Origin of the sequence: Tellurirhabdus bombi (genome assembly GCF_021484805.1) — a bacterium.
Classification (GTDB): Bacteria; Bacteroidota; Bacteroidia; order Cytophagales; family Spirosomataceae; genus Tellurirhabdus; species Tellurirhabdus bombi.
The window spans coordinates 283,330-302,769 of record NZ_CP090557.1 but is presented as its reverse complement, the minus strand read 5'-3'; the positions used below and the strand labels follow the sequence as shown (position 1 = coordinate 302,769).

The 19,440-nt window shown below is 48.2% G+C and carries 17 protein-coding genes; 11 read left to right on the top strand and 6 right to left on the bottom strand.

The features are described 5' to 3' along the window. Window positions 1-4 precede the first annotated feature (4 nt). The 3 genes from L0Y31_RS01295 to L0Y31_RS01285 form a co-directional block, all read right to left on the bottom strand. Window positions 5-988, bottom strand: coding sequence for a sensor histidine kinase (locus L0Y31_RS01295; RefSeq protein WP_234735261.1), 984 nt, complete (start codon window positions 986-988; stop codon window positions 5-7). A 277-nt stretch (window positions 989-1,265) separates the two neighbouring features. Further along, window positions 1,266-1,718 (bottom strand): hypothetical protein, encoded by a 453-nt coding sequence (locus L0Y31_RS01290; RefSeq protein ID WP_234735260.1) that lies wholly within the window; start codon window positions 1,716-1,718, stop codon window positions 1,266-1,268. Window positions 1,719-1,769: 51 nt separating this feature from the next. Beyond that, the gene (locus L0Y31_RS01285) at window positions 1,770-2,321 is read right to left on the bottom strand and encodes an RNA methyltransferase (protein WP_234735259.1); all 552 of its coding nucleotides are present in this window, start codon (window positions 2,319-2,321) and stop codon (window positions 1,770-1,772) included. Between the two features lie 55 nt (window positions 2,322-2,376). Here L0Y31_RS01285 and mutS point away from each other — a divergent pair, with 55 nt between their 5' ends. The 6 genes from mutS (at window position 2,377) to L0Y31_RS01255 (ending at window position 8,967) form a co-directional block, all read left to right on the top strand. Further along, entirely contained in the window at window positions 2,377-5,025 is a 2,649-nt protein-coding gene (mutS, locus tag L0Y31_RS01280) for a DNA mismatch repair protein MutS (RefSeq protein WP_234735258.1), read from the top strand. A 90-nt stretch (window positions 5,026-5,115) separates the two neighbouring features. Next, the gene (locus tag L0Y31_RS01275) at window positions 5,116-5,553 is read left to right on the top strand and encodes a response regulator (protein WP_234735257.1); all 438 of its coding nucleotides are present in this window, start codon (window positions 5,116-5,118) and stop codon (window positions 5,551-5,553) included. Window positions 5,554-5,702: 149 nt separating this feature from the next. Beyond that, the gene (locus L0Y31_RS01270) at window positions 5,703-6,923 is read left to right on the top strand and encodes a nucleoside permease (RefSeq protein ID WP_234735256.1); all 1,221 of its coding nucleotides are present in this window, start codon (window positions 5,703-5,705) and stop codon (window positions 6,921-6,923) included. Between the two features lie 84 nt (window positions 6,924-7,007). Then, the gene (locus L0Y31_RS01265; RefSeq protein ID WP_234735255.1) at window positions 7,008-7,772 is read left to right on the top strand and encodes an exodeoxyribonuclease III; all 765 of its coding nucleotides are present in this window, start codon (window positions 7,008-7,010) and stop codon (window positions 7,770-7,772) included. After that, window positions 7,772-8,440 (top strand): nicotinamide riboside transporter PnuC, encoded by a 669-nt coding sequence (gene pnuC / locus L0Y31_RS01260; protein ID WP_234735254.1) that lies wholly within the window; start codon window positions 7,772-7,774, stop codon window positions 8,438-8,440. The genes L0Y31_RS01265 and pnuC overlap by 1 nt, the downstream gene beginning before the upstream one ends. Then, the gene (locus tag L0Y31_RS01255; RefSeq protein WP_234735253.1) at window positions 8,437-8,967 is read left to right on the top strand and encodes an AAA family ATPase; all 531 of its coding nucleotides are present in this window, start codon (window positions 8,437-8,439) and stop codon (window positions 8,965-8,967) included. Before pnuC ends, L0Y31_RS01255 begins: the two co-directional genes overlap by 4 nt. Here L0Y31_RS01255 and L0Y31_RS01250 read toward each other — a convergent pair. Together L0Y31_RS01250 and azu are read right to left on the bottom strand one after the other, a co-directional pair. After that, window positions 8,964-9,581: a 3'-5' exonuclease gene (locus L0Y31_RS01250; RefSeq protein ID WP_234735252.1), complete on the bottom strand. Its 618-nt coding sequence runs from the start codon at window positions 9,579-9,581 to the stop codon at window positions 8,964-8,966. The genes L0Y31_RS01255 and L0Y31_RS01250 overlap by 4 nt on opposite strands. A 246-nt stretch (window positions 9,582-9,827) precedes the next feature. Further along, a complete protein-coding gene (gene azu / locus L0Y31_RS01245) occupies window positions 9,828-10,301 on the bottom strand; it encodes an azurin (RefSeq protein ID WP_234735251.1) in 474 nt (157 codons plus the stop codon). Between the two features lie 487 nt (window positions 10,302-10,788). Here azu and L0Y31_RS01240 point away from each other — a divergent pair, with 487 nt between their 5' ends. From L0Y31_RS01240 to L0Y31_RS01230, 3 genes are all read left to right on the top strand, one after another. Then, window positions 10,789-12,108 carry an efflux transporter outer membrane subunit gene (locus L0Y31_RS01240; protein WP_234735250.1) on the top strand — a complete coding sequence of 440 codons (1,320 nt, stop codon included), beginning with the start codon at window positions 10,789-10,791 and terminating at the stop codon, window positions 12,106-12,108. 94 nt (window positions 12,109-12,202) lie between these two features. After that, the gene (locus tag L0Y31_RS01235) at window positions 12,203-13,768 is read left to right on the top strand and encodes a M20/M25/M40 family metallo-hydrolase (protein ID WP_234735249.1); all 1,566 of its coding nucleotides are present in this window, start codon (window positions 12,203-12,205) and stop codon (window positions 13,766-13,768) included. 128 nt (window positions 13,769-13,896) lie between these two features. Beyond that, the gene (locus L0Y31_RS01230) at window positions 13,897-15,075 is read left to right on the top strand and encodes a cation:proton antiporter (protein ID WP_234735248.1); all 1,179 of its coding nucleotides are present in this window, start codon (window positions 13,897-13,899) and stop codon (window positions 15,073-15,075) included. A gap of 6 nt (window positions 15,076-15,081) precedes the next feature. Here L0Y31_RS01230 and L0Y31_RS01225 read toward each other — a convergent pair whose 3' ends face one another. Continuing rightward, window positions 15,082-15,393 carry a hypothetical protein gene (locus L0Y31_RS01225; RefSeq protein ID WP_234735247.1) on the bottom strand — a complete coding sequence of 104 codons (312 nt, stop codon included), beginning with the start codon at window positions 15,391-15,393 and terminating at the stop codon, window positions 15,082-15,084. Between the two features lie 258 nt (window positions 15,394-15,651). Here L0Y31_RS01225 and L0Y31_RS01220 point away from each other — a divergent pair, with 258 nt between their 5' ends. Further along, window positions 15,652-17,064: a M16 family metallopeptidase gene (locus L0Y31_RS01220; protein WP_234735246.1), complete on the top strand. Its 1,413-nt coding sequence runs from the start codon at window positions 15,652-15,654 to the stop codon at window positions 17,062-17,064. 15 nt (window positions 17,065-17,079) lie between these two features. Beyond that, window positions 17,080-19,185: an insulinase family protein gene (locus L0Y31_RS01215; protein ID WP_234735245.1), complete on the top strand. Its 2,106-nt coding sequence runs from the start codon at window positions 17,080-17,082 to the stop codon at window positions 19,183-19,185. Window positions 19,186-19,440 lie beyond the last annotated feature (255 nt).

The window sequence follows — 19,440 nt, the reverse complement described above, 5'->3', positions numbered from 1 at the left end:
AAAACTAATTATTGGAGATGGATTCCTTGCGCAGCACCCAGGTAAAGCTCGAATTGCCGGTGGGTTGCGGAATGCGGATGCTGAAGGTGCTGCCCTTGCCTAATGTACTGTCAAGGTCCAGTTTCCAGCGGTGGGCTTTGATGATTTTACGCACGTAACTTAAGCCCAGCCCAAATCCCTTGACACTGTACTGGTTGGCCGATGGGACCCGGTAAAATTCATTGAATATATTGGCTTTGTGTTCGGGGGCTATCCCAATGCCGTTGTCTTCGACCATAATAATCAACTGCTCATCAAGATTTCGGGTAAGCAGTCGAATCTGCGGATCGGTTGGGCTGTATTTAAGTGCGTTGTCTAATAAATTACACAAAACATTCGTCAAATGCAGCCGGTCCCCCTGGATAATGGCTGCCTCAGCAGCCAGGTGCAGACTTACGTAATTTTCGTGCCGTTCCGCAATGGCTTTAATGAGGGCGTGTACATCAATCGTTTCCAGACGCAAGGTAAATGTTTTCTGCTCCGCCCGGGCCAGCGTCAGCACCGTTTCGACCTGCTGTTGTAGGCGTTGAGTTTCTTCCTGCACCATTTTCACGTATTTCGACATCCGTTGGGGCTGCTCTTTCAGGCGGGGCAGCGAAAGCATGTCGGCGGCCAGCTTAATGGTTGAAATAGGCGTCTGAAATTCGTGGGTCATGTTGTTGATAAAGTCCCGTTGCTGATCCATCGCGTACTGCTGCTTCAGCAAGCGGTACAGAACGTAGCCAAAGAAGCTGATCAACAGAATAACCAGCAAAGGGGCCAATATCCAACTATCCAGCTGGTAGAAAATAGTGTGATGTTGTTCGGGGAATTGCGCAGCAAAAGCCGGGGAGGTGAGAACTTCCCGTAGCGCATAAGCACTTTGAAGCCAGTAAATTTGTGTTGCAACGATACTGATTATGGCCAGAATCGACAACACCACCAGAACACGAATAGTCTGTCTTGACATAACTCAGACTGGTTTTGGTAGACTAGAACTAAATAATGATGCCAATTGAGCCTTCTGGTAACGCCTAACAATGAAATAGTTAGTAAACGGTAAGAAAAGCAACTAGAATCATGATCGCATGGTTCTAGTTGCAAAAAGCCGTTGGTACTTACGTGGGTAAATCCGAGAGACTATTTAATTGTCGGACAGACTTCTGTAGCTATTATGCATACAAATAACTGAATAATAGCGCAAATGACCAACTGATAGTTTAATAAGAAGCAGTTGGATAGAGCAATCAGGCATCCCCTGAGGTGTCAGTCGTAGAGTTGGCAGAGGTCGATGGGGTTGCAGAACGACTACGGGAAGCGGGGCGGCTGGTGCGGGTATTAGCTGGCTTATCGGCAGAGCTTGTGACACTAGCTGGTTCTGTATCAACTGGGCTTTGGGTAGTTACAGTTTGGTTGTTGGTTGCCAGAGCTGGTTGCGTATTTTTAGCCTCAACGGGCGTGCTCTTGGCCTTTTTTGCCGATTTTTTAGCCTTGACGCTTTGCTTTTTCTTGGTCTTTTCTGCCTTTTCTTTGCTCTTTTTCTCTGCTTTTTTATTCAGCTTAAGGATTTTCTCCGCTAATTTTTTAGCTGAGCGTTCAACAGCTTTTACTACCTTTTTGGAGGCTTCACCTGCTTCGCTGAGCTTGGCAGTCAGGGTGCTGGATAGGTCAGAGGCCAGCTTTTTTTTGCTATTCTTCATAGTCTGGAAAAATTGAAAATTGTATAAACAAGCGCATAAATTTTAGCTAAATCAAAAAGACTCCGTTACTAATTTGTTATGTTTTGACCAGAATTCCCAGCAAACAATACCAGCGCTAACGGCCACATTAAGGGAGTGTTTGGTCCCAAATTGAGGAATCTCCAGGACCAGATCGGCGGCGGCCACCACTTCGGCCCGCACACCGTTAACTTCATTACCCAACACAAATGCGACCTTTTTGTTAACAACAGGCTCGTAATTATGCAGTAGAACGCTGCCTTCTGCCTGTTCAATCGCTACCACGATCCAGCCTGCTGCCTGCAATTCCTGAACTAGACTGACCACATCCGCCGCGTATTCCCAGTCAACCGATTCGGTGGCTCCCAGTGCCGTTTTGGTGATGTCGCGGTGGGGCGGCTGTCCGGTAATACCGCATAAATATAGTTTTTCGGCCCGAAAAGCGTCGGCTGTCCGAAACACAGACCCCACGTTGTTCAGGCTTCGGATATCATCCAGAATCAGGCAATACGGAAATTTAGGCGCTTCTTTGAAATCGTCAACCGAGAGACGGTTTAGCTCATCAAGGCTTATTTTTCTGGGCATTTTTTGGTAAATTTGACTTTGTTTCTGTACAAATCTGCGGAAAAAATCTGATAGAATGGCACGTCCTTCCTCTTCTGATACACCAATAAAAAAGAAAGCTGAAACCCCCCTTAATCGGCAATACAACCAGATAAAAGCGAAATACCCCGGTGCACTGCTTTTATTCCGCGTGGGGGATTTTTACGAAACGTTTGGCGAAGATGCCATTAAGGCCAGCCGCATTCTGGGCATTACGCTCACCAAACGAAACAACGGGGGCGCCAACGAAGACCTGGCTGGGTTTCCCCACCATTCGCTGGATACCTATTTACCCAAGCTGGTTCGGGCGGGCGAGCGCGTGGCTATTTGCGACCAGCTGGAAGATCCGGCGCAGGCGAAAGGCATTGTTCGACGGGGCGTAACTGAGTTGGTGACGCCCGGCGTTTCGTTCAACGATAATGTGCTTGATACGCGGCGAAATAATTACCTGGCTGCCGTTCACTTCGCTAAAAATGAGACGTTTGGGGTAGCCTTTCTCGACGTTTCTACGGGCGAATTCCTGACGGCGCAAGGTTCAAAAGCGTATATCGACAAATTGCTGCAAAGCTTCAATCCGGCGGAGGTTTTGTACTGCAAACGAAACCGGAAAGAGTTTACGGAGATTTTTGGCGACAAATTCCATACCTATACGCTGGAAGACTGGGCCTTTACGTACGACTTTTCCTATCCGTTGCTCATCCAGCATTTTCGGACTAGCTCGTTGAAAGGGTTTGGCGTGGAAGGGCTGGTGGATGGCATCGTGGCGGCGGGGGTGCTGCTGCACTACCTGCACGAAACCGAGCATAAAGAAGTTGCGCATATCCTCCGGCTAACCCGGCTGGAAGAAGATAAATACGTTTGGCTGGACCGGTTCACGATCCGAAATCTGGAATTGATTCAGGCGCAGCAGGAAGGGGGGATTCCGCTGATTCAGGTGCTTGATCAGACCGTGACGCCCATGGGTGCCCGCCTGCTTCGAAAATGGCTCATGCTCCCTTTAAAGGATAAAGTCCTGATCGATGAGCGTTTGAACATGGTCGAGTTGCTCAAAGAGGATGCCGAGTTGCTGGATGCGCTGGTGTTGCACCTGAAGCAAATCGGCGATCTGGAACGATTAATGTCAAAAGTGGCCGTTCGGCGGATTAACCCCCGCGAGATGGTGCAGTTGAAACGGTCATTGCAGCACGTTCTGCCGATTAAGGAACTGCTGATTACGGGCATCAGCCAGAAGCCCAATGCGTCGTCACTACGGAAGTACGCCGACCAATTAAACCCGGTCACGTTTCTGCTTGAACGCATCGAAGCCGAGTTGCGCGATGATCCACCAGCGTTGTCTAACCAGGGCGGCATGATCAAATCGGGCATCAACGCCGAACTGGATGAATTGCACGCGCTGGCCTATTCGGGTAAGGATTATCTGGTGCAGTTGCAGAATCGGGAAATTCAGCGGACGGGTATTAATTCGCTCAAAATTGCCTACAACAAAGTTTTCGGATATTATTTAGAAGTAACCAATGCGCACAAAGACCGCGTGCCGGAAGACTGGATTCGAAAGCAAACGCTGGTCAATGCAGAACGCTACATTACCCCCGAACTGAAAGAATACGAAGAGAAAATCCTGAATGCCGAAGACCAGATTTTCGCCATTGAACAGCGCATGTTTTCGGAACTCGTGCTGGCAGCTAGTGAATACGTGATACCCATTCAGCAAAATGCGCGGGTGGTGTCGGTGCTGGATGTATTGGCCTCGTTTGCCCGTATCGCCGAGAAGTTCCGGTATACCAAACCCAATATTACGGATAGCCACGTTCTGGACATCAAAGACGGTCGCCATCCCGTGATTGAGCAGCAGCTGCCTCCGGGCGAACCTTACGTTCCCAACGACATTTACCTGAATGATGAAAATCAGCAAATTATCATCATTACGGGACCCAATATGGCGGGGAAATCGGCCTTGCTGCGGCAAACGGCGCTTATTGTACTGATGGCGCAAACCGGAAGCTTCGTGCCTGCTTCTGCGGCGGAAATCGGGCTGATCGACAAAATTTTCACCCGCGTTGGGGCCAGCGATAACCTCTCACGGGGCGAATCGACGTTCATGGTTGAGATGACCGAAACGGCCAGCATTCTCAATAACCTCAGCGAACGAAGCCTGGTGTTGATGGACGAAATTGGCCGGGGAACCAGCACCTACGACGGGGTTTCCATCGCCTGGTCGATTGCCGAATACCTGCATAACCATCCGCAATATCGCCCCAAAACGCTTTTTGCCACGCACTACCACGAATTGAACGAACTGGCAAACGATTTTTCACGCGTCAGGAATTTCAATGTAGCCGTCAAGGAAGTGGGCAACAAAGTGATTTTTCTGCGCAAGCTAAAAGAGGGCGGAAGTGAGCATAGTTTCGGGATTCATGTGGCGCAGATGGCCGGGATGCCCGCCGAAATTGTGAATCGCGCCAACGAAGTATTGAAGCAGTTAGAAAAAGACTCCATTCAGGAAATGAACCGGGATAAGCTGCGCGAAGTGCCAAAGCCAAACAACGAAATTGCGCTCAAAATTTTTGAAGCCGGTGATCCAAAGGCCGAGATGATCAAAGAGAAATTACGCAACATCGATGTCAATCGGTTGACGCCCATCGAAGCGTTGCTGAAGTTGAATGAGCTGTTGAAGCTGGCGGAATGATGCTGTTTTAATCCTACTTTAAGGTCAAGTTTAAGCGGTTTTAATGAGCATTGTCTTATTTTGCTCTCAGTAACCTGTCCAACAGCCCACATGAAACGGAAGCCTTTTAAAATATACGTAGCTGACGACGACGAAGACGACTGCCTGTTAATCAAGCATGTATTTGAAAATCTTCAGCCTACTTGTGAGCTTTCGTTTTTTAAAGATGGGGATAAGTTACTGATGACACTGTTGACTTCCAAGTTGGATGATTTGCCCAGCCTTATTCTGCTGGATTTGAACATGCCGAACATGGATGGGTATGAGGTGTTAAAAACAATGCGCTCGCACGCCCTGCTGAAGCAAACTCCGGTTCTGATGCTAACAGGATCGAACATGGAGGAAGCCATACGGAACTGCTATAGTCTAGGAGCTAACTCCTACATGACTAAGCCGAGTAGCTACTCAAAATTGACAGAACTGCTGACTACAGCGCATCAATATTGGTTTAAAACTGTCTCTGTGCCAAGTATGGTACGGACTTTTTAGGAAGATTACGTTTTCATAGTGTGTTTGTTGGAATATTTAAAGCTGTCCGGCCATTTGGCGACGTGGGCGGCTTTTTTGTTGGTAGATAGGTCGCGAAAAAGGCTAAAATCCGTAAATTAAGACCCGAATTACCTAACTAGATGTAATCAATGGACCTCTCTAAACGAGTTAGACTTTCTGTCATGATGTTTCTCCTGTTTTTCACCTGGGGAGCATGGTACGGACAGATGAGTAAGTACCTTTTTACCCAGTTGAACGCCACGGGCGATCAGGTCGGAAATGCTTATACGGCTTTTTCGCTGGCCATGCTGGTAGCGCCTTTTTTCATTGGCCTTATTGCTGACCGCTATTTTGCGGCGCAGAAAGTGCTGGGCGTTTTGAGCCTGGCGGGAGCGGCCATTTTATTTTTCCTAACCCAGACGGATAATCCCGACGACTTCTTCTGGTTAATTCTGGTTTATTGCCTGACATTTGCTCCGTCTATGTCGTTGACGAACTCCATCGCGCTACAGCATATCGACAACCCGGAACGCGATTTCCCCGGTATTCGGGTGCTGGGAACAGTGGCCTGGATCGTGGTGACGAACATTGTGGGTTACCTGAACGTAGGTGATAAAGTAACGATTTTTCAGATAGCGATGGGATCAGCCCTGGCGCTGGGTCTTTTCGCATTTACCCTGCCTGATACGCCTCCGAAATCCAGCAGCAGCGCTTCAATTGGCCAGATTCTGGGTCTGGACGCCCTCAAACTCTTTAAAGATCGTTCATTCGCCATCTTCTTTTTGTCGTCAGTACTAATCTGTATTCCACTGTCTTTTTATTACGCGATGGCCAACCCCGCGCTGACGGATTCGGGCATGACGAATGTCGAAAATAAAATGTCGCTTGGGCAGGCTTCTGAATTCTTCTTTATGTTATTACTGCCGCTGGCTTATGCGCGTTTGGGTGTGAAGAAAATGTTGATTGTGGGCTTGATTGCCTGGATTATGCGCTTCTTTTTGTTCGGCTACGGCGATGCGGGCGCGGGTGAGTGGATGTTTTATATTGCCATTCTGCTGCACGGCGTTTGCTATGACTTCTTCTTTGTAACGGGGCAAATTTATACCGATAGTCGGGCGGGCGAGCGGATTCGCTCATCGGCGCAGGGATTGATTACCATTGCTACGTATGGCATCGGCCTGGGAATCGGTTCGAAAATTTCCGGCCTCATAGCGGACTTTTATACGGTCAACGGCGTTAAGGACTGGACCAGCATCTGGCTCGTTCCAGCCGGAATAGCCGCTGTGGTACTGGTAGTATTCATGCTGATGTTTACTGATAAAAAGCAGACTAAGTCGCTGGAGCACGAACCCGTGGCAGGGCCTTTGTAAACATTAACGAGTTAAATCGACTAAAAAGGACACTGCTTTTGCCGGGTCCTTTTTAGTTTTATGCAGATTTAGACAACACAGACATTGAAAATTCTTACTTATAACGTCAATGGAATTCGCTCAGCCATAAGCAAAGGGCTAATTGACTGGCTGAGTGTGCACCATTTTGACATGCTTTGTTTTCAGGAAGTAAAGGCAACGCACGATGTGGTGGATCTGGCCCCTTTTGAGAAGCTGGGGTATCATTACCACTGGCACGCTGCCGAAAAGAAAGGGTATAGCGGCGTCGCTACGTTTTCCAAAATTGCTTCCAGTCACGCTGTTTATGGCTGCGGTCTAGCGCATTATGACTGCGAAGGTCGGATTCTTCGTACTGATTTCGCCGATCTAACGCTCCTTAATTGTTATTTTCCATCCGGTACGACGGGTGAGGTTCGGCAAAAGGTCAAAATGCAGTTTCTGGACGATTTTTTTGATTACGTACAGGAATTACGAAAAACCCGCCCGAAAGTTATTGTTGTCGGCGATTACAACATTGCTCATACGGAACGGGATATCCATGATCCGGTGCGAAACAAGTATACGACAGGGTTTCTCCCCGAAGAACGCGCCTGGATGACCAAATGGTTTGCCAGCGGTTTTGTCGATACGTTTCGGTATAAAAACCCTGACAAGATAGAATACAGTTGGTGGAGCTACCGCGTTGGAGCGCGGGCCAATAACAAAGGCTGGCGCATTGATTATATTGCCGCTACCGATAACTTAAAAGACAACATTATTGCCGCCGGACATTACCCCGATATTGTTCACTCTGATCACGGGCCGGTTTACCTTGAACTGGCCGTCTGATGAAGGAATTGTTCGATATCAATACGATTTTTTTCACGGTGCTGGGCTATCCCATGAGCTATATTGAGTTCTTCGGGACAACGGTTGGTGCCGTAGCCACCTGGCTGTCAGCCAGGGCGGATATCTGGAGTTGGCCCATCGGGTGTCTGGCCACCGTGATTTTCTTTTTTCTCTTTTACCAGATACAGCTGTATCCGGACATGTTTCTGCAAATTTTCTTTTTCATTACTAACCTGATGGGCTGGTGGAAGTGGTCGCATCCTCAAAAGGGGCAGGAAGACCAGCAACAGGAGTTGAAAGTAAGCCAGTTATCAACCAATAATTTTTTGGTCATTCTGGTAACTGGCGGTTTGGCTACCGTTCTGTTTGGGTACAGCGCCGGACGGCTGCACGAATGGTTTCCGCTCCTTTTCAATATGCCCAGCGCTTTCCCTTACCTGGATTCGTTCACGTCGGTGATGAGCATTGTAGCAACCTTTCTGCTCATTCAGAAGAAAGTAGAAACCTGGTATGTCTGGCTGCTGGTTGACCTGATCAGTGCGTACATGTATTTTGTAAAAGGCGTTAAAGTGGTGGGCATCGAGTATGCCGTTTATTGCCTTATCGCTTTAGTTGGGGCTTATAATTTTACGCGCGAATACCGCAGTTATCGCCACGTTACTTCATGAGAAACGATGTAAAACTGGTTTGTTTATACGGACCGGAAAGCGTTGGAAAAACGACGCTGGCTAAAAGGCTGGCCGCTCATTACAAGACAATTTTTGTGCCTGAAGTGGCTCGCGACCTGATTACGTCGAACGACTTAACCCCCGATGATTACGTCCGTATTGGCCATGCGCAAACCGAAGCCGTTGTAGCAGCCATTCCGCAGGCAAATCGGGTGCTCATCTGCGATACAGACGTCATTACCACGCAATTATACGCGGAGATTTATCTGGGAAAAGCCCCTGAAATACTGGATGAATTACAGCAGCGACTGATCTACGACCTTTATTTTTTGCTGGATATTGACGTGCCCTGGATCGCGGATGGGCTGCGCGACCTGGGACACCGCCGGGAAGAAATTTTTCTGAAGTTCAAAGAAGGGCTCACCGAGCGGCAAATTCCCTATATTCTGATTTCTGGTAACTGGGAAGAAAGATGGACGACCGTAACCACCCAGATTGACCAGCTCTTGGTAGACGTGTCCAATTAGATGGATAATTTCATGCCATCGCCGAGCTTGAAAACTTCCTTGAGGCATTTAGCCGTCAAGACGGCATCTTCCAGCGCGTTGTGGTAGTCGCCTTCCCGCTCAAAACCGAAATAACCGGCAATGGCTTTCAAACTAAGCCCCTTTGGCGCGGTTTTACTATTTTTCTGTAAAATACGGAACATGAAATAGCCTAACGTGTGTAAATCGACGAGCGTACGTGAATAAGGCCATTTCATTTTTTCCAGGCGGTAGGCTTCGCGTAGGAAGTTGATGTCGTTGATCACGCTCTGTCCGCAAATAACTACGTGGCGCAGGTAAGGCGTTTTGTCCAGTTGGCCGGCTGGCAAACGGATGTTCAATTGCGTAAGTATCCAGTCTTCCAGCTCTGGCAAGACATCATAAATCATGGGCGCATCCTCTAGGTCCTGCAAGGAAAGGTTGTGTATTTTTTCAGAAGAGCTCGAAAACGCTTCTTCGTTTTCTGGGTAAACATTCGTCAGGTATTGGCCTTTTTCGGTCCAGTCATCGTCGAAGAGAACCGCTCCAATCTGAATAATTTCATTCCAATCGGGTTCAGGGCCCGTCATTTCGATATCAAGAACAAGAAAAGGCATACTAGTAAAATGGAGATTAAATAGCCATGTAAGTTAAGTCAATTGCAACTATTGTTCCCAGTTTTCTCATTTGAAGATATAATTTGAAAAATAATGCACTTATTTTTCAAGTAGGAAACAAATCAACCGTGGTCGGCGTTTTATAGATGTTGTTAATGCAAAAGCCCCGATGAACGTCCATCGGGGCTTTTTGATTTTATAAGGCTTCTAAATCGAAAGATGCACTTCTTCAGGCTTAGGGGCGGATTACTCCACAACAAATTTGCCCTGCATCAGGCCATAGTGACCAGGAAAGCTACAGATGTAACGGTAGGTTCCTTTTTTTGGCGCTGTAAATTCAATTGTATCACTTTCGCCGCCACCCAGTAATTTAGTGTGGGCGATAATTTTAGCCGCTTCAGACTTAGGAATGTATTCATTATCCTTAGCCGAGTTGGCTTTAGAGGCAAATTCAGCGATATCAACCCCTGGCTTTAGCAAGACGAAATTGTGACCCATCGCCATTTTAGCAAACTTGCCCACATGCTTCAGGGTTAATTTCACTTTTTGCCCCGCTTTTACTTTCAATTCTTTCTTGTCAAACTGCATGGCATCATTACCTGTTAGGGTCAGCACTGCCGTCCCTTTGGCCCCAGACTGAGCAAAAGTAGGCATTGAGGATATGAATGATACCCCTAACAAGACAGCCACCAGCAATACACAAAACTGAACATTTTTCATTTATCTATTTTTATTTAGTTTAAATAAATGCGATTTACATATTCAGTTTCTTAAAAGCAACTGAAGCTTTTGAATTTATGGTTAAGACTAACTAATCAACTGGCTGTTTTGCTGGATAACCTGCATTTAACAGATTTATATTAAAAACAGACAATTAAATCGTGACTTTTTACAAGGATAAATCAGGGATTTAAGTATTATTTTTGTTAGAAAAGAATTGATGATTAAGCATTTTCACTGTACTTAAGAAATAATACCTGTCTCTGATTCATTCTTTAAGTAGTACTATTTATAGTCAAATACTCAGCTAGTCAGAACAATAAGTAGTTTTCGGAGCACGGCTAAGAATCTACAATTCGGTCGTCTCTCAGAATAGCAAAAAGACAGAGAGTGCTCAAACAACGCAGAAACACCTTATAATTACTGCACAATGAATAGTAAAGTCTATTGTCGTTTAGTAAAATCGGTTACAATACATTGTTGTTTATTGGCATGCTTTTATGCATTTACATATTCAATTGGGCGAGCACAATCAATTGATTTACAAGGCTGGCATCGGTTCAACGATCCAACGCTTGATTCATTGATCAGCCAGGGGGTGCGCGAGAATGCAGATGTGAAAATTGCCATTAGCCGGATCGAGGAGGCTCGTAGACGCGTGCGCATTGCCGAATCTTTCTTACAGCCATCGGTTCGGTCGGGGATTAGTGCAACTACCCAGAGTCTGGCACCGAACCGTCCGTTTCAGCTGGCCACGGTAAGTGATGCGCAGCGGCAGCGTTTTCAACTCAATACCTTCCAGGTGCTACCTGTCGATGCTAGCTACGAACTCGATTTGTTCAAACGGATACGCAATACCATTGCGGTAAATAGCTACCAGGCGCAGGCAATCGAAGCCGATTTTCGGGCCGTTCGGCTTATTGTTGCTTCAGAAATTGCCCGCCTGTACTGGCAAATTCGTTCAAACGACGCAGAGCAAATTATCTTTCGGCGCAACATCAACAGCCGTGATACAACCGTGTCCATTATTGAAAGCCGGTATAAGGCAGGACTGGTGAACCGGCTCGATGTTTTACGCGCCCAGACCGATTTAGCCAACTTGCGAACCCAAATTCAGGCGCTGGAACGTGTCCGGGCTGAACTGGTCAACGGTCTGGCCCAACTGCTTGCTCTCGAGCCCGCTACCTTTTTGCTTGAAAAAAGCGACCTGCCTACTGCCTGGCCTGTAGTTCCGTTCACCGCTATTTCGGCTGATTTGCTGCGCCGTCGGCCTGATCTGCAATCGGCAGAGCGGCAAAACCAGGCGGCTGGTGCAAACGTCAGCGTAGCGCGGGCTGCCCGCATGCCCCGGCTAGCTCTAAATGGCTCATTAGGAACGATTTCCGGACAGATTGGCCCCTTGCTTTTGCCGGGTAGCTTTACGTACCTGTTAGGAGCCAACGCGTTGATTCCCCTGTTTGAAGGGGGGCGGAACCGCCAGAATGTGGCCTTAGCCAACCAGCAATTGACAACGTCGCAGGCGACGTACCAACAACGCTTTCAGGTAGCGCAGCGCGAAGCCGAAGTCGCGCTGGACAATCTGGTAAATCTACGCTTGCAACTGGATGCCCAGGCGCAGGCACTGACGCTGGCCCGGGAAACGGAGCGCTATAACCGTGAACTCTACGTGCGGGGCTTAACAACGTATCTGGAAGTGCTGGACGCGCAACGGACCATTCTGGCTTCGGAGCAGACTTTTGTGCAACTGCGCGGCCAGGAGGCTCTCCAGACGGTTGCTCTGCTGCGGGCGCTGGGCGGCGATTTTTAGGAAAAACTGGATTCGCCAGTTAAGTTGCCTAATGGCCTGAAACAGTTATAAAATTTGTTATTTTAGCGTGTTTTTATCTTAACCAATCACTTTCATGAACAAACGATTATTTCTTTTAGGCCTGATGACCAGCATGGCTTCGGTTTCTTTTGCGCAGCAGGAAAAGCTGGATGCCGCAATGACTCAGAAGATTCGGGAAGAAGGGCTAAACCGCTCTAAAGTAATGGATATTGCTTTCTACCTAACCGATGTAAACGGGCCACGGTTGCAGGGGCCGGGCTTTATGAAAGCCGCCAACTGGAGCAAAGGAAAGCTGACTGAGTGGGGCTTGCAGAATGCTCGTCTGGAATCGTGGGGTGAGTGGGGTAAAGGCTGGGAGGTAGAACGTTGCTACCTGGCAATGACAGCCCCTTACTACAAACAAATTATTGCCATGCCCAGAGCGTGGAGCGGCAACACGGATAAATTGTCACAAGCTGAAATTTTCTTTATTACCGAAACGGATACGACTTCTCTGGAATCCTACCGCAGCAAACTCAAAAATAAAGTTATCCTGATTGATCAAACGTATACGATTCGGCCAACGTATAAAGCCGACGCTTCGCGGTTTACGGAGGAAGAGCTTTTGAAAATGGCGAAGGAGGAAAGCGCTTCTGGTGGCCGTGGTCGCGGGAACGATTCAACGTACCGGACCATGATTCAGTCCATGCGCGCTCGGAATGCGTTCAACCAGAAAATGCGGAAAGTAGCGAAGCAGGAAGGTGCCGTGGCGATTCTGACAACAACGCAGAACAGTGTAGACGGAACGCTATTTGTAAGCGGCGATTATGCCAATGCTTCAGGAAATAACAACGACAACCTGGCGGACATTAACATTGCGGTAGAAGATTATCTGTCGTTGTGCCGGTTGATGAAGGCTAAAGTGCCGGTGAGACTGGAAGTGGATGTAAAGACAAAGTTTCATTCGGCAGACACAAAAGGCTACAACGTCCTGGCCGAAATTCCGGGTACTGATCCAAAGCTAAAGAGTGAAGTAGTGATGTTGGGTGCCCACCTTGATTCGTGGCATGCTTCGACGGGCGCTACCGACAACGCGGCGGGTTCTGCCATTATGATGGAGGCCGTGCGCATTCTAAAAACCCTGAACGTGAAGCCACGCCGGACCATTCGGATTGCCTTGTGGAGCGGTGAAGAGCAGGGCCTGCACGGATCTAAAAACTATGTTACCAACCATCTGGTTGAGAAAGGATCCGCGAAACTGACGAAAGAAGGCGAGCAGTTGTCGGCTTATTTCAACGTGGACAACGGAACGGGAAAAATCCGGGGAATCTATAACCAGGATAACAAAGCTGCCGGCGCAATTTTCGCGCAGTGGTTAGAGCCGCTTAAAGATTTGGGCGCTACGACGGTGGCCAGCCGCAGCAGCGGAGGGACCGATCACGTTTCCTTCGACCGCGTAGGCCTGGCCGGTTTTGGCTTTATTCAGGATGCCATCGAATACAGCACCCGCACGCACCATACCAACATGGACTCCTACGATCACCTGCTGGCCGACGACCTGAAACAGGCCGCGACGGTTGTGGCTTCGTTTGTTTACAACGCCGCCATGCGTGACCCGAAAATTCCGGTAAAAGCGCCCGCTATGGAAGCGAATCGCTAAACGTATTTTCCTTTATTGGGTATCTTTTCAAGGTCTGCGGAAACGCAGACCTTTTTGTTTGCCGTTGGCTATGCGCAGTAGAAATTTGTTAACTTGCAAACCGCCGTTTCGCTTGCGGCCTGTTTTGCATGGATACTTCGTATTTAATCATCATACTGAGCTTGTCCGTTTTACTGTCGTATGTGTTTGACTTACTCAGTAGCCGGTATAAAACGCCCTCCGTTATTCTTTTGCTGGCTTCTGGGATGATTGTCAGGCAATTGACCAATTATTTCGATGTTCAGATTCCTTACTTAAGTCCCATTTTATCGACCTTAGGCACACTTGGCCTTATTCTGATTGTGCTGGAAGGGGCGCTTGAACTGGAGCTATCCGGTGAAAAGCTCCCGTTGATTCGGCGGGCTTTTTTCGCGGCTAGTTCGACCATTGTGCTGACCTCTCTGGCGTTGGGTGCCCTGTTTTACATTTTGCTGGAAGAGTCTTTCTTTAAATGTCTGGTAACGGCCATGCCCTTTTCCATCGTCAGCAGTGCGGTGGCCATTCCGAGTGTGAAGAACCTGCGGCCAATCCGGCGGGAGTTTATCGTCTACGAATCAGCCTTTTCGGATATTCTGGGCGTAATGATCTTTAATTTTCTGATTTACAATACGTCGGGTGGGTTGTGGTCGGTCATGGCTTTTGCCAAAGACACGGCCGTTATGGTGGTTATTTCGCTAATCTGCTGTTTTTTCCTGCTTTACCTGATTAGTAAAATCAACCATCACATCAAGTTTCTGCCGATCATCTCGGTCCTTTTTCTGGTCTACGCAGTGGGCAAAATATACCACCTTTCGTCGCTGCTGCTGATTCTTGTTTTTGGCTTGTTTCTGAACAATACCGAATTGTTTATCCGTGGGCCGTTGAACCGCGTATTGAAAAACGAACTCTTTGAAAAAGAGCTGGACCAGCTGAAAAACCTCACTGCCGAAAGCGCCTTTATTGTCCGAACGTTCTTTTTTCTGCTCTTCGGCTATGCCGCCGATATTGAAAGTCTGGTTGACACAGACGCGCTCATTGTCAGCTTTTTAATGCTACCGATTGTCTTTGGGATACGCTATGCCATCCTGCGTTCGCTGATTCGCGGAAATCTGGCGCCGTTAGCCTACGTAGCCCCGCGTGGGTTAATTACCATGCTACTTTACCTGAGTATTCCCGCAGAAATGAAACTAACCGGCTTTCGCGAAGGCATTTTGATCCTGGTGATTGTCTTTACGGCTCTGGTGATGATGGCGGGCGTGATTAGCTATCGAGAACCGGAAGAGGATTAACTAAGCTTACAGATAATTCCAGAAACCATACCATTTTCGGTCCTGCCAATAAGTCAAATTGCGCTCGTTATCAAAGGCTTCCCGCTCAAAACAGATGTTCCGGTAGGCGGTGTAATGATCCCGGTATTGCCAGTAACGGATCAGGTATTCCAGCAGATACCAGAGGTAAAAAAGAACAATTCCCAGCTCCAGTTGCTGCCGTAGGTGAATCCGCTCGTGGTGAATCAAAATCACGCTTGGCTCGGGCATCCGCACCAAAACCAACGGAAAAAGCGCCATACCCTCAACCCACAAAAACGGAACCCGAACGATAATCATCTTTTAAAATACCTTCTTCTAGTGGTGTAACAGATATTTTGGAAAAGGAGTTTGCCTGCGTTTTTTGACGCTTTCTTCTCTGGATTATACGATCATTGGCGCTCCTATAAGTAACGCAAAGCGGATAAATAAGGCTAGCCGTCTATCGCTTCATGCAACCTTTTATGGAATTGGGATCATACCTACTTTTTATACTGAATCAGCTCTGTTATTTTTGATAGATTACCTCCATAACTACTACATAATCACCTCTTCAGTATGAAAAAAACCGTGCTCTATGTTGCGTTAAGCCAGTGCCTGTTTTGGTCGGCGGTTGCGCAGACTCCGAAAAAGCCGGCACCTAAACCCGCCCCTAAGGCGACAGCTGCCCCGTCGGGCTCCACGACCCAGGGCCGAATTAAATTTACAGAATATGATCTGCCAAATGGCTTGCATGTGATTCTGCATCAGGATAATACGACACCGCTGGTGGCGGTTACGATGATGTACCACGTTGGGTCTAAGAATGAACAGCCGGGACGGTCAGGGTTTGCGCACTTTTTCGAGCACCTGATGTTTGAGGGTTCTGACAATATCAAGCGGGGCGACTACATGAAAATTGTCAAAAGCGCGGGGGGCCAGCTAAACGCCAACACCTCCAACGACCGGACATTTTACTATGAAGTACTGCCATCGAACAAACTTGAGTTAGGCTTATATCTGGAATCGGAGCGCTTGCTGCATGCCAAAGTAGACCAAACGGGCGTAGATACGCAGCGGGAAGTAGTAAAAGAGGAGCGCCGCCAACGCTACGAGAACCAGCCTTACGGATCTTTCTTTCCAGAAATCCTGAAACGGTCGTATACGGTTCACCCGTATAAATGGGCACCCATCGGCTCTATGGAAGACCTGAATGCGGCCAAGATCGACGAATTCAGAAGATTCTACAAAGAATTTTATATCCCCAATAACGCCATTTTATCGATTGCGGGAGATATTAACGTAGAAGATACTAAAAAGCTGATTGCCAAATACTTCAACGAAATTCCGCGCGGTCCTAAAACGCCTTACCGTCCAACGGTAAAAGAACCAACGCAAAGCAAGGAAGTCCGGGATATTGTATACGACAACGTGAGCTTGCCGGGCGTATTCCAGGCGTATCACATGCCAGCCCAGGGAACGCCCGATTCGTATGCCCTTGATGTGCTGCAAACCCTGCTGGCCGAAGGGCAAAGCTCTCGTTTCTATAAGGAAATTGTGGATAAGCAGCAAAAAGCGCTGCAAACGGGCGTATTCCCATTGGCTTTGGAAGATTCCGGCTTGTTCATCAGCCTTGGTATTGCTAGCATGGGCACGAAAGCCGAAGACCTGGAGTCCGCCATGGACAAAGAGGTGGAGCGCGTCAAGAAAGAGCTTGTCACGGATCAGGAATTTCAGAAGGTAAAAAACCAAATTGAAAATAACTTCATCAACCAGAACTCGCGCGTAGCCGGAATTGCGGAGAGTCTGGCAAACTATAAAATGTATTACGGCGATGCCAATCTGATCAATACGGAACTGGAGCGGTATAACAAAGTAACCAAAGAAGACCTTCGTCGCGTAGCCAACAAATACCTGACGAAAGAAAACCGGGTTACGTTATACTACCTGCCCAAAACCATGGAACCGAAAAAAGAAGACAAAGGCGAGTAACCGAGTTCGTATTTTATGAAACTGATTGCAATGAAACCAAACTATATATTGGCGGTGGGCTTGGCCGCTCTGGGACTTTCCGTTCAGGCACAAACGCTGGATCGTTCTAAATTACCCGCCGAGGCGCCCGCCCCCATCGTTAAAGTAGGAACGCCCGAAACATTCACGCTGCCAAACGGCCTGAAAGTGTTTGTGGTTCAAAATAACAAATTGCCACGGGTAGCCATTAACCTGCTGCTGGATTATGAGCCGATTCTCGAAGGAGAAAAAGCAGGCTACGTGTCCATTGCCGGTGATCTGATGCGCACGGCAACAAAAACTCGTACCAAAGACCAGCTTGACGATGAAATCGATTTTCTGGGCGCTACGTTGACAACATCGCCAACCGGAATTTATGCAGCATCGCTCAAAAAGCACCTGCCTAAGCTTATGGAGCTGATGTCGGATGTGTTGCTGAATCCGAACTTTACCCAGGCGGAATTAGACAAGCTGAAAAAGCAGAACAAGTCGGCCCTGGCTTCGTCAAAAGACGATCCCAACGCGATTGCCAGCCGGGTAGGGGCGCAGCTCGCTTACGGGAAAAACCACCCGTATGGTGAACTGGAAACGGAAGAAACCATCGACCGAATTACGCTCGAAGACTGCCGGAAGTTCTACCAGACGTACTACCGACCGAATGTTGGTTATTTAGCCGTTGTGGGTGACATTACGCCTACCGAGGCGCGGACAATGGTTGAAAAATACTTCGCAAAGTGGCAGCGCGGCGATGTGCCCAAGCCAACTTATGAGTTGCCAAAAGCACCCGAAAAAACCAGAGTGGTGATTGTCGATAAGCCAAGTGCCGTGCAGTCGGTCATTCACATTCAGCATCCGGTTCAACTGAAACCCTATACCACCGAATCGATTCAGGCGAGTTTGATGAATGATATTCTGGGCGGTGGGGAAGCGCGCTTATTTAATAACCTGCGTGAAAAACACGGATACACCTACGGAGCCTATTCGTCACTGTCGAGTGACCGGTTGGTGGGGCGTTTCCGGGCTACGGCGAGCGTTCGCAACGCGGTTACCGATAGTTCCGTGGCGGAATTCATGAACGAATTGAAAGCGATTCGCTCAACGAAACCATCGTCGGAAGAGCTGGCCCGGACGAAAAGCGCCTTTGCCGGCAACTTTATTTTTTCGCTGGAAAATCCGCAGACCATTGCCAATTTCGCCATCAACACGGCTCGCTACAACCTGCCTGCTGATTTCTTTGCCACATATTTACAAAAGATTGATGCGGTAACGGATGCAGATGTGGAAACCGTGGCCAATAGTATGGTGAAGCCTGAGAACGTATACATTCTGGCCGTTGGCAAAGCGTCGGATATTGCCGAGAAGCTGAAAAAATACGGTGACATACAGTACTATAACATCAGCGGCAATCGGGTAGAAGCGCCAGCCGCATTATCAACCGCAAAAGCCGCCGCTCCGGCTGGCGTGACTGCTGCGCAGGTAATTGATAAATACATCCAAGCCATCGGTGGAAAAGAGGCTTTGGCTAAAATTAGCGATCTGTCAATCAGCATGACTACGGAAGTGCAGGGCCGAACCATGAACATGGTTCAGAAAGCAAAAGCACCCAACAAATCGTCCATGTCGGCCACGGTAATGGGTATGGAAATGATGAAAATGGTGAGCGATGGCCAGAAAGCGTCCAGAACGATGCGCGGACAAACGCAGGTTCTGGAAGGCAAAGAAGCCCAGCAATTGCTACTGACCAACGGCTTGTTTCCTGAGTTGCGTTTTGCCGAAAATGGCGTGAAAAGCACGTTGGCCGGTACGGAAAAAGTAGATGGTAAAGATGCCTACAAAATCACCAACACATCGGCAGACGGTGCTGTTTCCTGGTCGGATTTTTACGACGCAACAACGGGTCTGAAAGTACAGTCCGTCGTGAGCCAGAACGGACCGCAAGGCCCAGTGGAACAGGTGGTTGGTATTGGCGACTACAAAGAAGTGAACGGTGTAAAAATCCCGCATACGCTGAAGCAGAGCTTTGGACCCATGCAACTGTCTCTTATAGTCGATAAAGTTGACGTGAACAAAGGTTTAAAAGACAGCGACTTTAAAGTTAACTAATCACTAAACAAGGATAAAAAAGGCGGCTCCAGAGCCGCCTTTTTTGTTAAGCCTCACCAACCGAATAAAGGTTTTTCGGCAGGCCTGGCACAAATAGGCGCGATTCGGGACAAAAAACAACAAACTTTTGGTAACGTTGGAACGATGAACGCGCTCTAACGAATGAAGCCGACCACAATAAGGGCATTTTGACTGGGGAGTTACGAATTTAGATTGCTTCTCGAGAAAACGCCCCCCGATCGATGCGCCGAGGGG

Bases quoted from the DNA above. Each gene is read 5' to 3' on its own strand.
- L0Y31_RS01295 (WP_234735261.1), bottom strand. From the start codon at position 988: ATGTCAAGACAGACTATTCGTGTTCTGGTGGTGTTGTCGATTCTGGCC.
- L0Y31_RS01290 (WP_234735260.1), bottom strand. From the start codon at position 1,718: ATGAAGAATAGCAAAAAAAAGCTGGCCTCTGACCTATCCAGCACCCTG.
- L0Y31_RS01285 (WP_234735259.1), bottom strand. From the start codon at position 2,321: ATGCCCAGAAAAATAAGCCTTGATGAGCTAAACCGTCTCTCGGTTGAC.
- mutS (WP_234735258.1), top strand. From the start codon at position 2,377: ATGGCACGTCCTTCCTCTTCTGATACACCAATAAAAAAGAAAGCTGAA.
- L0Y31_RS01275 (WP_234735257.1), top strand. From the start codon at position 5,116: ATGAAACGGAAGCCTTTTAAAATATACGTAGCTGACGACGACGAAGAC.
- L0Y31_RS01270 (WP_234735256.1), top strand. From the start codon at position 5,703: ATGGACCTCTCTAAACGAGTTAGACTTTCTGTCATGATGTTTCTCCTG.
- pnuC (WP_234735254.1), top strand. From the start codon at position 7,772: ATGAAGGAATTGTTCGATATCAATACGATTTTTTTCACGGTGCTGGGC.
- L0Y31_RS01255 (WP_234735253.1), top strand. From the start codon at position 8,437: ATGAGAAACGATGTAAAACTGGTTTGTTTATACGGACCGGAAAGCGTT.
- L0Y31_RS01250 (WP_234735252.1), bottom strand. From the start codon at position 9,581: ATGCCTTTTCTTGTTCTTGATATCGAAATGACGGGCCCTGAACCCGAT.
- azu (WP_234735251.1), bottom strand. From the start codon at position 10,301: ATGAAAAATGTTCAGTTTTGTGTATTGCTGGTGGCTGTCTTGTTAGGG.
- L0Y31_RS01235 (WP_234735249.1), top strand. From the start codon at position 12,203: ATGAACAAACGATTATTTCTTTTAGGCCTGATGACCAGCATGGCTTCG.
- L0Y31_RS01230 (WP_234735248.1), top strand. From the start codon at position 13,897: ATGGATACTTCGTATTTAATCATCATACTGAGCTTGTCCGTTTTACTG.
- L0Y31_RS01225 (WP_234735247.1), bottom strand. From the start codon at position 15,393: ATGATTATCGTTCGGGTTCCGTTTTTGTGGGTTGAGGGTATGGCGCTT.
- L0Y31_RS01220 (WP_234735246.1), top strand. From the start codon at position 15,652: ATGAAAAAAACCGTGCTCTATGTTGCGTTAAGCCAGTGCCTGTTTTGG.
- L0Y31_RS01215 (WP_234735245.1), top strand. From the start codon at position 17,080: ATGAAACTGATTGCAATGAAACCAAACTATATATTGGCGGTGGGCTTG.